14 protein-coding genes are annotated in these 14,198 nt (G+C 63.3%); 10 read left to right on the top strand and 4 right to left on the bottom strand.

Annotation, left to right across the window (positions count from 1 at the left end; all coding sequences use genetic code 11):
* Nucleotides 1-34: 34 nt before the first annotated feature.
* The 4 genes from C7A17_RS17120 to C7A17_RS17100 form a co-directional block, all read right to left on the bottom strand.
* Nucleotides 35-811 (bottom strand): hypothetical protein, encoded by a 777-nt coding sequence (locus C7A17_RS17120; RefSeq protein ID WP_234035810.1) that lies wholly within the window; start codon nt 809-811, stop codon nt 35-37.
* A gap of 143 nt (nt 812-954) precedes the next feature.
* Complete coding sequence (locus C7A17_RS17115; protein WP_106739143.1) at nt 955-2,286, bottom strand: spinster family MFS transporter; 1,332 nt, start codon at nt 2,284-2,286, stop codon at nt 955-957.
* A gap of 562 nt (nt 2,287-2,848) precedes the next feature.
* On the bottom strand, nt 2,849-3,871 hold the full coding sequence (gene hemH, locus C7A17_RS17105) for a ferrochelatase (protein ID WP_106739142.1): 1,023 nt from the start codon (nt 3,869-3,871) through the stop codon (nt 2,849-2,851).
* Nucleotides 3,872-3,883: 12 nt separating this feature from the next.
* Nucleotides 3,884-4,786: a TIGR01777 family oxidoreductase gene (locus tag C7A17_RS17100; RefSeq protein ID WP_106739141.1), complete on the bottom strand. Its 903-nt coding sequence runs from the start codon at nt 4,784-4,786 to the stop codon at nt 3,884-3,886.
* 191 nt (nt 4,787-4,977) lie between these two features.
* Here C7A17_RS17100 and C7A17_RS17095 point away from each other — a divergent pair, with 191 nt between their 5' ends.
* The 10 genes from C7A17_RS17095 to C7A17_RS17050 all read left to right on the top strand — a co-directional run bounded on the left by C7A17_RS17095 (nt 4,978) and on the right by C7A17_RS17050 (nt 14,184).
* Nucleotides 4,978-5,964, top strand: a complete 987-nt coding sequence (locus C7A17_RS17095) for an NAD(P)/FAD-dependent oxidoreductase (protein WP_106739140.1) — start codon at nt 4,978-4,980, stop codon at nt 5,962-5,964.
* Entirely contained in the window at nt 5,961-6,185 is a 225-nt protein-coding gene (locus C7A17_RS17090; protein ID WP_106739139.1) for a TIGR02450 family Trp-rich protein, read from the top strand. Before C7A17_RS17095 ends, C7A17_RS17090 begins: the two co-directional genes overlap by 4 nt.
* A 181-nt stretch (nt 6,186-6,366) precedes the next feature.
* On the top strand, nt 6,367-7,317 hold the full coding sequence (locus C7A17_RS17085) for a YbgA family protein (protein WP_106742986.1): 951 nt from the start codon (nt 6,367-6,369) through the stop codon (nt 7,315-7,317).
* 4 nt (nt 7,318-7,321) lie between these two features.
* Entirely contained in the window at nt 7,322-8,278 is a 957-nt protein-coding gene (locus C7A17_RS17080) for a MerR family transcriptional regulator (protein ID WP_106739138.1), read from the top strand.
* Nucleotides 8,266-9,702: a deoxyribodipyrimidine photo-lyase gene (gene phrB / locus C7A17_RS17075; protein WP_106739137.1), complete on the top strand. Its 1,437-nt coding sequence runs from the start codon at nt 8,266-8,268 to the stop codon at nt 9,700-9,702. Before C7A17_RS17080 ends, phrB begins: the two co-directional genes overlap by 13 nt.
* Nucleotides 9,699-10,121 (top strand): nuclear transport factor 2 family protein, encoded by a 423-nt coding sequence (locus tag C7A17_RS17070; RefSeq protein WP_106739136.1) that lies wholly within the window; start codon nt 9,699-9,701, stop codon nt 10,119-10,121. The genes phrB and C7A17_RS17070 overlap by 4 nt, the downstream gene beginning before the upstream one ends.
* Nucleotides 10,118-10,873 carry an SDR family NAD(P)-dependent oxidoreductase gene (locus tag C7A17_RS17065; protein ID WP_106739135.1) on the top strand — a complete coding sequence of 252 codons (756 nt, stop codon included), beginning with the start codon at nt 10,118-10,120 and terminating at the stop codon, nt 10,871-10,873. Before C7A17_RS17070 ends, C7A17_RS17065 begins: the two co-directional genes overlap by 4 nt.
* Nucleotides 10,870-12,117 carry an NAD(P)/FAD-dependent oxidoreductase gene (locus C7A17_RS17060; RefSeq protein WP_106739134.1) on the top strand — a complete coding sequence of 416 codons (1,248 nt, stop codon included), beginning with the start codon at nt 10,870-10,872 and terminating at the stop codon, nt 12,115-12,117. Before C7A17_RS17065 ends, C7A17_RS17060 begins: the two co-directional genes overlap by 4 nt.
* The gene (locus tag C7A17_RS17055) at nt 12,117-12,917 is read left to right on the top strand and encodes a DUF1365 domain-containing protein (RefSeq protein WP_106739133.1); all 801 of its coding nucleotides are present in this window, start codon (nt 12,117-12,119) and stop codon (nt 12,915-12,917) included. Before C7A17_RS17060 ends, C7A17_RS17055 begins: the two co-directional genes overlap by 1 nt.
* Nucleotides 12,904-14,184, top strand: a complete 1,281-nt coding sequence (locus tag C7A17_RS17050) for an SAM-dependent methyltransferase (protein ID WP_106739132.1) — start codon at nt 12,904-12,906, stop codon at nt 14,182-14,184. Before C7A17_RS17055 ends, C7A17_RS17050 begins: the two co-directional genes overlap by 14 nt.
* Nucleotides 14,185-14,198 lie beyond the last annotated feature (14 nt).

The raw sequence follows: 14,198 nt of genomic DNA, 5'->3' as shown, positions 1-14,198 counted from the left end.
CATCGCCTAGGTTTTCAGAGGTGCCTGAGCGGCGCTATTGCACCGGCAGGAAATTCAGCAGCAGCAGGCTTTGCGCATAGTTTGCGCCCATGCGCCGGTAACGCTCCTCCAGCACATGGGTGATCAGATCCAGGCGCGCCACCATCTTGCCGAACTCCACCGCATAGCTGAGGTTGTTGCCCTGCTCGGAGAACTCGTTGGACAGCAGCAGCGGGCGCCCCGTCGCATCACGACGCTGCCCCAGCATCCAGGCAGCCTTCTCCAGATTACGCGCGGCATTGTGGATGAACTGCGCATTGAAGCTGTCGGTCAGGTAGAACTCCGTGCGGCCACCATGAGCGGTCACCAGCATGCTACCGATGGCGTAGGTGAAAGCCGCTACGCGATCGCCCTGGAATGCCGGACTCAATGAATAATCCAGCGCCGCGACATCGCGCCGGCCCCCCAGCGTCGGCCAGTCCTGGTTGTGTTCGATGGCGTACTGGATCGCCCGCTCGGCCGCCGCTGCGTCAGGCAGCGCATTCTTACGCCACTCCCGTGGGTTACGCTGATACAGCTTGTTCATCAGCCGGTACAGGCTGTTGAGGTTGTTGCGCATGGCCAGCGTCGCCATGCGGTCTACGTCGGTCTGCAACAACTCGGCCGGTTTCACCGGATTGCGCGTATTGATGATGGAATCATTGTCCAGACGGCCACTGCAGCCGCCGGTCAGCAGCAACAGAAGAGCGAGCCCCGGTAGCCATAACCGTTGCCAAAATACCGAGCTGTCGATTGGCCTGCCATGCGCGGCAGACACTGGCCTCACTCCCATGCGGAGGTTCCCTGGCTGGCACGCGCCGAAATGGCGCGCGCAACACTCAGAACCTCAGTAAAGCGCAAAAATTCCACGCTGCCTGTGCCCTGGCGCATAAACCGTGCCGATCATTGCGCGGCACGGCAGAAAAATGCGCCTGCTCAGGCCGGATTGGCGGCCCATTGCTCCAGCCGCGTCACGCTCTCACGATAGGGCTTGAGGCTCTTGGCCAGCAGGATGATCGACATCAGCACCGCCAGAGTGGTGACGATCAGCAGCGAATAGCGCAGCGCAGCGTCATCGGCGAAGACGAAGTCGGTCACCAGCGCCACCGCCGTCGGACCTACCCCAAGGCCGATCAGGGTGATGACGAACAGGTAGATGGCCGAGGCCTGACCGCGCATCGAATTGGGCATGATTTCCTGGATCGCCGCGGGCGCCACACCGAACGGCATGCTCAGGCAGAACACCGTGGGCGCCATAAGCACACTGGCCCAGAACGCGGTGTCCATCAGCGGGAACAACACCACCATCGGCAGGGCACCCAGCGCGGCATAGAGGCCGACACGCATGTTGGCATCGCTGCGCCCGCGCTTGGCCATCCAGTCCGCCAGGCGGCCACCGAAGACGATGCCCAGGCAGCCGAACACCGCCACGATGCTGCCGTAGACGATGCCGACCTGGCCGGCGTCCCAACCATAGGTGCGGATATAGAAGGTCGGCACCCAGGCCGCACTGCCATAGCCGGCGAAGGCCAGGCCGGCGAAGCCGAAGTTGTGCAGCAGCACGGTGCGGCGGTTGGCACGAATGTAACGCCCCACCTCACTGAGCGGCACCGCCACACCCGCCCCCGCACCACGCCGGGCAGGTTCCTTGACCGCCAGCATCAGCAGGGTGAACAGCACACCGGCAACCCCAAGAATGAGGAAGATCAACTGCCACGGGCGCACTTCGCCCAGCACTGGCAGCGTCACGTCGCCCTGTGCCGAGGCGAACTGGATGACCAGGCCACCGACCAGGAAGGCCAGCCCCGACCCCAGGTAGACGCCCATGGAATAGACGCTGATGGCCGTGGCCCGGCGCTCGGCGGGGAAGCTGTCGGCAATCAGCGAGTAAGCTGCCGGCGACAGCGCCGCCTCGCCCACACCGACACCGATGCGGCAGAGCAGGAACTGCCAGTACATCTTGGCCATGCCACACGCGGCGGTGGCAGCGCTCCAGAACAGCACACCGATAGCGATCAGCCCACGGCGGCTGCGGGTATCGGCCACACGCCCGAGGGGAATGCCACAAACGGTATAGAACAGGGCGAAGGACAGCCCCATCAACAAGCTCATCTGCGTGTCATTGATCGCCAGGTCGCGGCGAATGGGCTCGACCAACAGATTGAGAATCTGCCGATCGACGAAAGACAGGACGTAAGCCACCATCAGGATGGCGACAGTGACCCAGGCTCGGGTACTGGAGGGATAGCCGTTATTGTTGTTATGCACGGACGCTCTCCTCGGCACCGCTTGGGGTGCTTCTAAAAACGTAGGCGAGGCAGTCAGCGCAAGGCGCAACGACCAGCGGGAGTAACAGCCGAAGGCTGGCCCGCAGGGTGAGCGCCAGCGAATCAAACAGGCAAAAAAGCGCAGTTTACGAGCTGTAAATGAGCATTTTGAGCGTGTTTTTAACGCAGCGATGACAACGCAGATAGTTTTTAGAAGTGCCCTTGACGCGATGCGCGGTGGTTGAAAGAGCCGCCAGCTTAGGACGATATAAACGGCAGTGAGTATCGCTCGAAGGTGTTATCAGAGCGGCGAATGCTTCATACCCGCCAAGGCGAATGCCTCGCCTCGGCGGTCACTGAGCCACGCAAAGGGCACCTCTAAAACGTAGGCGAGGCAGCCAGCACAAGGCGCAACGACCAGCGGGAGTAACAGCCGAAGGCTGGCCCGCAGGGTGAGCGCCAGCGAATCAAACAGGCGAAAAGCGTAGTTTACGGGCTGTAAATGAGCATATTGAGCCTGTTTTTAACGCAGTGATGGCAACGCAGGTAGCTTTTGAGGTGGCCTAAAGGGACACTGGTGCTCGCTCACAGAGCACCTTCAATGCCGCTGCCCAATCGGGATGATCATTCAGGCAGGGCACCAGTTGCAGGCTCTCACCACCCGCCTCGACGAACTGTTCACGGCCACGGTCGCCGATCTCCTCGAGGGTCTCGATGCAGTCGGCGACGAACGCCGGGCACATCACCAGCAGCTTCTTCACGCCTTGCGCGGCCAGCTCATCCAGACGGGTCTCGGTATAGGGCTCGATCCATTTGGCACGCCCCAGGCGCGACTGGAAGCTCACCGACCACTGCTCCGGACGCAGCCCCATGCGCTGGGCGAACAGCTCGGCGCTACGCAGGCATTGCGCGCGGTAACAGTTGGCGAGAACCTGCGGTGAAGCCGTGCGGCAGCAGTCCTCCCCCTTGAGGCAATGGCCGCTGGGATCGAGCTTGTGCAGATGCCGCTCCGGCAGGCCGTGGAAGCTCAGCAGCAGGTGGTCGAAATCCTGCTCCAGATAAGGTTTGGCACTGGCGACCAGCGCATCGAGGTACTCGGGTTGGTCATAGAACGGCGGCAAGGTGGACAGTCGCAGCGACAGGCCATGCTCGCGGATCACCCGCTTGACCTCCTCGATCACCGTGGTGGTGGTGCTGTCGGCGAACTGCGGATACAAGGGTGCCAGGGTGACCTCACGGATGCCCTGCTTGGCCAGACGCAGCAGGGTCGACTCGATGGACGGCTCGCCATAGCGCATGGCCAACTCCACTGGGCCTTGGCTCCACTGCGCCTTCATCGCCTCCTGCAGACGGCGGCTGAGCACGACCAGCGGCGAACCCTCGTCCCACCAGATAGAGGCATAGGCATGCGCCGACGCGGCAGGACGCTTGATCAGGATCAGCGACACCAGCAGTCGACGCAGCGGCCAGGGCAGATCGATCACGTAAGGATCCATCAGGAACTGATTGAGGTAACGGCGGACATCGGCTACTTCGGTAGACGCAGGCGAACCCAGGTTAACCAGCAACAATGCGTGATCGGTCATGCGAAATCCTAGTCAGTGATGGCCCAGCAAATCCACCAGGGCCACATCCAGATGGGTAAAACGGAAACTGAAGCCGGCCTCGAGCAAACGCATCGGTACGGCACGCTGGCCACCGAGCAACAAACCGGACATCTCGCCCAGGCCAGCCCGCAAGGCGAAAGCCGGCACCGGGAGTAACGTCGGACGGCTCAGCGCCTGCCCCATGGCCTTGGTGAACTCGGCGTTACGTGCCGGTAATGGCGCGCAGGCATTATAAGGACCGCGGGCCTCGCTGTGCTGCAAGAGAAAATCCATCAGGGCGATTTGATCGGCGAAATGAATCCATGGCATCCACTGCCGCCCATCGCCGAGACGGCCACCGAGGCCCAGCTTGAAGGGCAACAGCAGGCGCTTGAGCATGCCGCCGTCCGGGTTCAGCACCAGGCCGGTGCGCACCAGCACCACACGAATGCCCAGCGCCTCGGCACGTAACGCAGTTTCCTCCCAGGCGCCGCACAACTGCGCGGCGAAGTCATCGCTGACCCGCGGAGTATTTTCGTTCAGTTCCTGTTCGCCGCCGTCGCCGTACCAGCCCACCGCCGAACCGGACAACAGCACCGCCGGCCGCTGCTCGCGACTGTGCAGCCAGGCCAGCAGTTGCTCGGTCAGACCGATGCGGCTGGCCCACAGCAGGGCCTTGCGTTTCTTGCTCCAGGGCCGATCGGCAATCGGCGCCCCAGCCAGGTTGACCACGGCATCCAGCGGTTCATCGGTCAGTTCTTCCAACCGGCCAATCCCACGAACGCTCGGCCCGCACAACTCGGCGACCTTGGCCGGCTCGCGACTCCAGACAGTCAGGCGGTGGCCCTGTTCAGCCCAGTACGCACAGAGCGCACGGCCGATCATGCCGGTACCGCCGGTCAGCAGGATATGCATGGCATCCTCCTCGCATGGCAATGGATGAGAGTCTTTTTTCAGACACACACGTGCCTTTATCGATTGCCGCGTTTGTCCTAAACCTAAAGACAGGGAGTGCCACTCACGGCATCAGCTATACATGAAAACATTCTTGTATAGCTTTTGTCCAAAACGTAGCCTGTAATGCATTCAGCGCTGACGAGGTCATCATGAACGCACCCATCGCCATCATCGGTACCGGCCTGGCGGGACTTTCCGCCGCACAGGCCCTGCACGCCGCAGGACTGGAGATCGAGCTGTTCGACAAAAGCCGTGGCAGTGGCGGGCGCATGGCCAGCAAACGCAGTGACGCGGGTAGCCTGGATCTGGGTACCCAATACTTCACCGCCCGTGATCGCCGCTTCGTCGAAGTGGTGCAGCAGTGGCAAGCACGCGGCTGGGTCGCTCAGTGGGCACCGGATCTGTACAACGCTCAGGACGGCCAGCTCAGCGCGTCGCCGGATGAACAACTACGCTGGGTCGGCGCACCGCGCATGAGCGCCATCACCCGCGCCCTGCTCGGCGCCCTGCCGGTACACTTCAGTTGCCGCATCGCCGAAGTGTTTCGCGGCGACCGCCACTGGAACCTGCTGGACACGGAAGGCAACAGCCATGGCCCCTTCAGCCACGTGATCATCGCTACACCCGCCCCTCAGGCCAGCGCCCTGCTGGCAGCCGCGCCCAAACTGGCGGGCGCTGCCGCCAGCGTGGTCATGGAGCCGACCTGGGCCGTCGCCCTGGGCTTCGACGCGGCGTTGGAAACCCGCGTGGAAGGCTGCTTCGTGCAGGACAGCTCACTCGACTGGATCGCCCGTAACCGCAGCAAGCCGGGCCGTGACACTCACCTCGACACCTGGGTGCTGCACGCCACCAGCGCCTGGAGTCGACAACACCTGGATCTGCCCAAGGAAGCGGTGATCGAGCAACTGCATGGCGCCTTCGCCGAGCTGATCGGCTGCGCAGTGCCACCACCGAGTTTCACCCTTGCCCACCGCTGGCTCTATGCCCGTCCGGCACAGGCACACCAGTGGGGTGCCCTGGCCGATGCCGACCTGGGGCTGTACGCCTGTGGCGACTGGTGCCTCTCCGGGCGAGTCGAGGGGGCCTGGCTCAGCGGCCAGGACGCCGCCCGCCGCCTGCTCGAACACCTGGCATGAACGCATCACGCCGCCTCAACCCGCGCAAGTTGCTGCTGTCGAAATGGACGGCGGCACAACCACAGAACCGTGAGCGCCACTTCCTGGTTACCGAACTGATTCGCGACGAGGACGACAACATCCTCGCCGTCGAGCTGCAGGCAGTACTGACCAAACGCAGTCAGGCGCTCGACTGGCATCAGTTACTGGATACCCAGCGCTGGCTGCAAGGCTGGCACTGACTCCTCCCCCACTCTCGCTCTCCTGCATCACTGCACCTCATGGTGCGATGAGAGCCTTGCCTGCGCGCCGCAAAGCGATACCAAAGCTGTACAAATAATTTGACTTGTACAACAAGAAACCTATGATGAACACAAGTTGTACATGTGCAACACGATGTACAAGGCCATCAGAGGTCACGCCATGCAGTCGAACAAAGCCAAACTCGGAATCAGCGCCTGCCTGATGGGTGCCGAAGTGCGCTACAACGGTGGCCACAAGCTGTCGCGCCTGTGCAGCCGCAGCCTCAACGAGCACTTCGATTTCATCCCAGTGTGCCCAGAGGTCGGCATTGGCATGCCCGTTCCGCGCGAACCCATTCGCCTGGTCGGCGACCCACAGTCGCCGCGCGCTGTCGGTACCGTCGACCGCTCACGTGACGTGACCGATGCACTGGCTGCCTATGCACAACGCATGGCCGATGACCTGCAGGGCATCAGTGGCTTCATCTTCATGCAACAGTCGCCGTCCTGCGGCCTGGAACGAGTCAAGGTCTATCAGGAAGGTGGTCGCCCCAGCGAACCGGGCCGCGGCATCTTCGCCGCCACCTTCTGCGCCCTTCATCCGGATCTGCCGGTGGAGGAAGACGGCCGTCTCAATGACCCGGTACTGCGCGAGAACTTCATCACCCGCGTCTATGCCCACGCCGAGTGGCTACGCCTGTTGCAGCAAGGCCTCAGCCGCCGCGCACTGATCGCCTACCACTCGCGCTACAAGTACCTGCTGATGGCCACCGACCCGGCACGCTACAAATCGCTCGGGCAACTGCTCGGCAACCTGGCTCGGCATGACCTGGCCGAACTGGCGCCGCACTACTTCAGCGAACTCATGGCAGCCCTGAAAAAGTGCGCCACCCGAGGCACGCACAGCAATGTGCTGCAGCACCTCAGTGGCTACCTCAAACGCACCTTGAGCAGCGATGAAAAACAGGAAATGCAGCAACTGATCGGCCAGTACCGCGCCGGCATCGTGCCGCTGGTGGTGCCGCTGACGCTGCTCAAGCATCACTTCCGCCGACATCCGGATCGCTACATCGCCAGCCAGGCTTACCTGCAGCCGCACCCGGAACCCCTCAGCCTGCGCAACGCACTCTAAGCCGATGACAAACGCACAACTCGCCGACGAAGAAGTCGGGCACGACTACCGCCAAGCGCTGGACGAAGGCTTCCTGCCCATTCGCGAAGTGGCACGCAGCACCGGCATCAACGCCGTGACCCTGCGTGCCTGGGAGCGCCGTTACGGCCTGATCGTGCCGTACCGCACGCCCAAGGGGCATCGCCTGTATTCGCCAGCCAACCTCGAACGCATCGCAGCCATCCTCGCCTGGCTGTCCCGCGGCGTCGCCGTTGGCCAGGTCAAGGCGCTGCTCGACCATAACCAGGCACCGCAACCCGCGAGCAGCGACAACTGGTCGTGCCTGCGGGCCGAACTGCTCGACTGCATCACCGCGCTCAACGAGCGACGTCTGGATGATCGCTTCAATGCCAGCCTGACGCTGTATCCCGCCAGCACCCTGGTCGAGCAACTGCTCTGGCCCCTGCTCGGCGAGCTCGATCAACGTTGGCAAGGGCAGTTCGGCGCCCGCCTGGAGCAGGTGTTCTTCTTCTCCTGGCTGCGCAGCAAACTGGCCACTCGCGTTTACCACAGCAATCGCCAGGTTGGAGGCGCGCCATTGCTGCTGATCAATCTCGGCGAGGCGCCCATGGAGCCCGGCCTGTGGCTGAGCGCCTGGCTGGCCAGCGCCAGCGACTGCCCGGTGGAGGTGTTCGACTGGCCGCTACCGCCCCATGAATTGCTCACCGCCCTGGAGCATGTAGCCCCGCGCGCCCTGCTGCTATACGCCGATCAGGCCCTGGACAACACCCTGCTGCGCCGGCATCTGCCGCGCCTGGCCGAGCAATCCCCGGTACCGCTACTGATCGCCGGCCCGGCTGCCCACATTCACCGCGACGCGCTGGCCGGCCTGCACTCGGCGACCGACCCGCTCGCCGCGCATGCCTGGCTGCTCAGCCACGGCCTGCTCGGCGCCCAAGAGGTAACCCCATGCAGCAACTGATGTGGTTCCGCAGTGACCTGCGGATCCAGGACAACACCGCCCTGACTCGTGCCATGAACAGCGGTGCAACCATCGCCCTGTATCTGATCACGCCCGGCCAATGGCGGCGCCATGACGATGCCGCGTGCAAGGTGGACTTCTGGCTGCGCAACCTGGAGCAGCTCAGCCGGGGCCTGGCTGAACTCAACGTTCCCTTGCTGGTGCGGCACTGTGACAGCTGGGAGCAGGCACCTGGCGTGATCGCCGAAATCTGCCACCAGCACAACATCTGCGCCGTGCACGTCAACGACGAATACGGTATCAACGAGAGCCAGCGTGACTATCGTGTGGAGGCCTACCTCGGCCAGCAGGCGATTGCCTGGCATAACCATCTCGATCAGCTGTTCTTCCAGCCGGGTAGTGTGCTGACTCGATCCGGCAGTTATTTCCAGGTCTACAGTCAGTTCCGCAAGGTCTGCTACGAGCGCTTGCACAGCGCCCTGCCCAGCCCACTCGCAAGCCCGCGTGCGCAGACGCCACAGGCGCTGGCCGCCGATCCGCTGCCGCAGGCGGTGGACGGTTTCGAAACGCCCAGCACCGAGCTGCAGGCACTCTGGCCGGCTGGCGAACAAGCCGCTCAGCAGCGCCTGGCGCGTTTCACCGATGAGCAGATCGCCTACTACCAGAACGAGCGCGACTTCCCTGCCCTTCCTGGTACCAGCCAACTGTCGGCTTATCTCGCTGCTGGCGTACTGTCGCCACGCCAGTGCCTGCATGCAGCACTGGCTGCCAACCAGGGCGAGTTCGACAGTGGCAATCCCGGCGTCATCACCTGGATAAACGAACTGCTCTGGCGCGAGTTCTACAAGCACATCCTGGTCGGCTATCCGCGCGTCTCCCGGCATCGCGCCTTCCGCCTGGAAACCGAAGCCGTACCGTGGCGCCATGCCCCGGAAGAACTGGCCGCCTGGCAGGAAGGCCGCACCGGCCTGCCGATCATCGATGCCGCCATGCGCCAACTGCGCGAGACCGGCTGGATGCACAATCGCCTGCGCATGGTCGTCGCCATGTTCCTGACCAAGAACCTGCTGATCGACTGGCGTGAAGGCGAGCGCTTCTTCATGCGCCATCTGATCGACGGTGACCTGGCCGCGAACAACGGCGGCTGGCAATGGAGCGCCTCCACCGGAACCGATGCCGCGCCCTACTTCCGCATCTTCAACCCGATCAGCCAGTCACAGAAATTCGACCCCGAGGGGCGCTTCATCCGCCACTGGGTGCCGGAACTGGCAGGCCTGAACAAGCGCGATATCCATGATCCATCAACGCTCGGCGGGCTGTTCGCGCCAGCCGGTTATCCGCGTCCGATCGTCGACCTGGCGCGCTCGCGCGAGCGCGCTTTGGCTGCCTTCAAGAACCTCGTCAACCCGGAGGTTCCAGCATGAGCGATTTCCTGCGCCACTTCGCCGAACGCTTTGCCATGCTGAACAAGGACAACCTGCATCTGTTGAGTGAGCTATACAGCGACGATGTGGTATTCCGCGACCCCCTGCATGAAGTGCATGGACTGACGGCCATGCAGGATTACTTCGCCGAGCTGTACGCCAACGTCGAGGCACTGCATTTCGAATTTCACGGTTTCGACCGGGTCGAGGCCTGCGAAGGCTACCTGCGCTGGAGCATGCGCTATCGCCACCCGCGTCTGCGTGGCGGCGCCGAGATTACCGTCGAAGGCTGCTCGCACCTGCTCTGGCGCGACAAGGTTTACCAGCACCGCGACTACTTCGATGCCGGTGCTTTGCTATATGAACACCTGCCCGTGCTCGGTGGCGTCATCGCCTGGCTGAAAAGGAGGCTGGCATGAAACGTATCTGGCTTACAGGCGCCAGCAGCGGTATTGGCGCGGCACTGGCAGAACGGCTGCTACGCGATGGACATCGGCTGGCTCTTAGCGCCCGCAGCAGCGGCCCACTGCAGGATTTCGCCACCCGCTACGGTGATCAGGTGCTGGTCGCGCCAGGCGATCTGACAGACCCCGCTCAGGTACGGGCCATCGGTGAACGTATCGCCCAGCAGTGGGGGGCGCTGGATTGCGCGATTCTCAATGCCGGCACCTGCGAGTACGTCGATGTACGCCAGTTCGAGGCGGCCATGATCGAGCGCGTGGTCCGCGCCAACCTGTTCTCTGCCAGCCATTGCATCGAAGCGGCGCTGCCATTGCTGCGTCGTGGCAATCGTCCGCATCTGGTCGGTGTCGGCAGTTCGGTGACCTTTCTGCCGCTGCCACGCGCCGAGGCCTACGGCGCCTCCAAGGCTGCCATGCGCTACCTGATGCAGACGTTGCGCATCGACCTGGCCAGCGAAGGCATCGACGTCACCCTGGTCAGCCCCGGCTTCGTCGATACGCCGCTGACGCAGAAAAACGACTTCCCGATGCCCATGCGCTGGCCAGTCGAACGCGCCGCGCAGCACATCGCCGAGCGTCTGGACAAGCGTCCGCACGAGATCGCTTTTCCTACCCCTTTCATCGCCGTACTGAAGCTGCTCGGCAGCCTGCCCAGCCGCCTGCAACTGGCCATTGGTCGCCGCCTGGCGCGTAACGAGGAACACGCATGAGAATCGCCATCATCGGCAGCGGTATCGCCGGTCTGACCTGCGCCTATTTGCTCAATCGCCAGCACGATATCCAGGTGTTCGAGGCCAGCGACTGGATCGGCGGCCATACCCACACCGTCGACGTCACGGTGAACGGCCGCGAGTACGCGGTCGATACCGGCTTCATCGTATTCAACGACTGGACCTACCCCAACTTCATCCGCCTGCTGGAGCAGATCGGCGTCGGTTTCAAGCCCGCCGAAATGAGCTTCTCGGTCAGCGACCCGCGCACCGGCGTGGAGTACAACGGCCACGACCTCAACACCCTGTTCGCCCAGCGCCGTAACCTGCTGTCGCCGGCGTTCTGGGGCATGCTGCGCGACATCCTGCGCTTCAATCGCCAATCCCAGGAAGACCTGGCCAATGGCCGCATCGACAGCGAGACGACACTCGGCGAGTACCTCGAGCGCAACGGCTATGGCCAGCGCTTCATCGAACACTACATCGTGCCCATGGGCTCAGCCATCTGGTCGATGTCGCTGGCCGACATGCTCGCCTTCCCGCTGCAGTTCTTCGTGCGCTTCTGCAAGAACCACGGCCTGCTGTCGGTCAGCGACCGTCCCCAATGGCAGGTGATCGAAGGCGGCTCGCGCAGCTACGTGGCCCCCTTGACCGCCAGCTTCGCCGAGCGCATCCGCCTCAACTGCCCGGTCAGCCGCGTCGTGCGCGACCAGGACGGCGTCACCCTGCACAGCGCCGCCGGCCAGGAGCGCTTCGACAAGGTGGTATTCGCCTGCCACAGCGACCAGGCCCTGGCCCTGCTGGATCAGGCCAGCCAGCAGGAATGGGAAATCCTCGGCGCCCTGCCCTACGCCAACAACGACGTGGTGCTGCACACCGACACCCGCCTGTTGCCCAAGCGCAAGCTGGCCTGGGCCAGCTGGAACTATCGCCTGGGTGGGCCGAGCGATCAGTTGGCTGCCGTCACCTACAACATGAACATCCTGCAGGGCATAGAAAGCGACACCACCTTCTGCATCAGCCTCAACCAGACTGCCGCCATCGACCCGACAAGAATCCTCGCACGCTTTCAGTACGCCCACCCGCAATACAGCCTGGCAGGTACCGCTGCACAGGCGCGCTGGGAAGAATTGCTCGGTGCCCAACACAGCTACTTCTGCGGCGCTTACTGGGCCAATGGCTTCCACGAAGACGGCGTGGTCAGTGCGCTGCGCGTGGCCCGCGCTTTCGGGGAAACGCTGTAATGCACAGCGCCCTGTATAGCGGCTGGGTGCAGCATCGTCGCTTCGCCCCGCGCGCGCATGCCTTTCGCTACCGCATGGGTCTGCTGTACCTCGACCTGAGCGAACAAGCGCAGCTGTTCGCCCTGTCGCCGCTGGCCGGCAACGGCCGCTGGGCGCCATTCGCCTTTCGCGAAACCGACTACCTGCCCGAGCACACCCGCCAGGGCACGCCGCTGCATGAGGCAGTACGCAACCGCGTGGAAGAGGCGCTGGGCTCGCGGCCAATGGGTCGCATCTGCCTGCTGACGCAACCGCGCAGTTGGGGCCTGGCGTTCAATCCGGCGAGTTTCTTCTACTGCTTCGACGAAAGCGAGACGCTCATGGCGATTCTCTGCGAAGTCAGCAATACCCCCTGGCGCCAGCGTTATCACTACGTGCTGCCCGCCAGCGGCGAAGGCCGTCATCAGGTTCGTGTCGACAAGGCCTTCCACGTTTCGCCGTTCCTGCCGCGAGAGCTGGAGTACCGCATGAGCTTCAGCCCGGTAGGGGAACGTCTGGGCATCCACATGGCCGACTGGCAGGGCGAAAACAAGGTGTTCGACGCCAGCCTCAGCCTGCACCGTCAACCGCTGACCCGCGCCAACCTGCACCGCTACCTGCTGACCTTCCCCTGGATGACCGGCAAGACCCTTGCCGCCATCTACTGGCAGGCCCTGCGCCTGCTGCTCAAACGTATACCGATTTTCGACCACAGCCCCGCGCAAGGCAGCTTCAGTGTTGCCCGCCCGCACGTGAAGGACATGCCCCATGAAAAGCTCTAGCCTGACCTCCACCAGAAGCCTGGTACGCAGCGGCAACGGCATTGGTGCCGGCCTGCTGCGACGCGCCGTGCTGCGCCAGCTGGAAAACCTGCAACACGGCCTGCTGCTGATTCAGGAAGGCAACGACACTCTGCATTTCGGCCAACCACAGAGCGACCTGCGCGCCGAAATCAAGGTCAGCGATCCGGCCGTCTGGGGCCTGGTTGCCGGTAACGGCTCGATCGGCGCAGGCGAAGCCTATATCCATGGCTACTGGAGCACGCCTGATCTCACCGCGGTAATCCGTATCTTCGTCGCCAACCTCGACGTACTCGACGCCATGGAAGGTGGCCTGGCACGCCTGGGCCGGCCGTTGATCCAGGGCCTGCACTGGCTCAACCGCAACACCCGCCAGGGCTCGAGGCGCAATATCGCGGCGCACTATGACCTGGGCAACGACCTGTTCGAGCAGTTTCTCGATCCGACCATGATGTACTCCGCAGCGATGTTCCTGCGTGACAACGACAGCCTGGAACAGGCGCAGCTCAACAAGCTCGAACGCATCTGCGAGAAACTCGCGCTGCAGCCGTCCGATCACCTGCTGGAAATCGGTACCGGCTGGGGCAGCATGGCCATCTACGCCGCGACCCATTACGGCTGCCGGGTCACCACCACCACTCTGTCGCGTGAGCAATACGCCTACACCGAGCGACGCATCCGTGAGCTGGGCCTGGCAGATCGCATCACCCTGCTGCTGGAGGACTACCGCGACCTCAATGGCCAGTACGACAAGCTGGTCTCTATCGAGATGATCGAAGCCGTCGGCCACCGTTTCCTGCCCACCTACTTCGAGCAGTGCGCACGCCTGCTCAAGCCCGAAGGACTGATGCTGCTGCAAGCCATCACCATTCGTGACCAGCGTTACGAGCAGGCTTGCCAGTCGGTCGATTTCATCCAGCGCTACATCTTCCCCGGCGGCGCCCTGCCCTCGGTACACAAGATGCTGGAAGTGGTGAGCCGCCATACCGATCTCAACCTGCACCACATGGAAGATTTCGGCCTGCACTACGCGCGTACCCTGCGCCTGTGGCACGACAACCTGCGCCAGGCCCGCCAGCGCCTGGAGCAACTGGGCTACGACGACTACTTCTACCGGCTGTGGGAGTTCTACCTGTGTTACTGCGAGGGCGGCTTCCTCGAGCGCACCATCGGCACCGCGCAACTGCTGCTGGCCAAGGCCGGCGCCAGGCCGCTGCCACATTATGTACAGCCTTCGACGTTGGCCTGAGGGATTCAGTGCCC

Source organism: Pseudomonas mendocina (assembly GCF_003008615.1).
In the GTDB taxonomy this organism is placed as follows: Bacteria; Pseudomonadota; Gammaproteobacteria; order Pseudomonadales; family Pseudomonadaceae; genus Aquipseudomonas; species Aquipseudomonas mendocina_C.
This window is presented reverse-complemented; position numbering and strand designations above follow the sequence as displayed.

Excerpts from the sequence above, each read along its gene's own strand:
- C7A17_RS17100 (WP_106739141.1), bottom strand. The coding sequence starts at position 4,786 with ATGCATATCCTGCTGACCGGCGGTACCGGCATGATCGGCCGTGCGCTC.
- hemH (WP_106739142.1), bottom strand. The coding sequence starts at position 3,871 with ATGACCGATCACGCATTGTTGCTGGTTAACCTGGGTTCGCCTGCGTCT.
- C7A17_RS17060 (WP_106739134.1), top strand. The coding sequence starts at position 10,870 with ATGAGAATCGCCATCATCGGCAGCGGTATCGCCGGTCTGACCTGCGCC.
- phrB (WP_106739137.1), top strand. The coding sequence starts at position 8,266 with ATGCAGCAACTGATGTGGTTCCGCAGTGACCTGCGGATCCAGGACAAC.
- C7A17_RS17070 (WP_106739136.1), top strand. The coding sequence starts at position 9,699 with ATGAGCGATTTCCTGCGCCACTTCGCCGAACGCTTTGCCATGCTGAAC.
- C7A17_RS17090 (WP_106739139.1), top strand. The coding sequence starts at position 5,961 with ATGAACGCATCACGCCGCCTCAACCCGCGCAAGTTGCTGCTGTCGAAA.
- C7A17_RS17095 (WP_106739140.1), top strand. The coding sequence starts at position 4,978 with ATGAACGCACCCATCGCCATCATCGGTACCGGCCTGGCGGGACTTTCC.
- C7A17_RS17085 (WP_106742986.1), top strand. The coding sequence starts at position 6,367 with ATGCAGTCGAACAAAGCCAAACTCGGAATCAGCGCCTGCCTGATGGGT.
- C7A17_RS17120 (WP_234035810.1), bottom strand. The coding sequence starts at position 811 with ATGGGAGTGAGGCCAGTGTCTGCCGCGCATGGCAGGCCAATCGACAGC.
- C7A17_RS17065 (WP_106739135.1), top strand. The coding sequence starts at position 10,118 with ATGAAACGTATCTGGCTTACAGGCGCCAGCAGCGGTATTGGCGCGGCA.
- C7A17_RS17050 (WP_106739132.1), top strand. The coding sequence starts at position 12,904 with ATGAAAAGCTCTAGCCTGACCTCCACCAGAAGCCTGGTACGCAGCGGC.
- C7A17_RS17080 (WP_106739138.1), top strand. The coding sequence starts at position 7,322 with ATGACAAACGCACAACTCGCCGACGAAGAAGTCGGGCACGACTACCGC.
- C7A17_RS17055 (WP_106739133.1), top strand. The coding sequence starts at position 12,117 with ATGCACAGCGCCCTGTATAGCGGCTGGGTGCAGCATCGTCGCTTCGCC.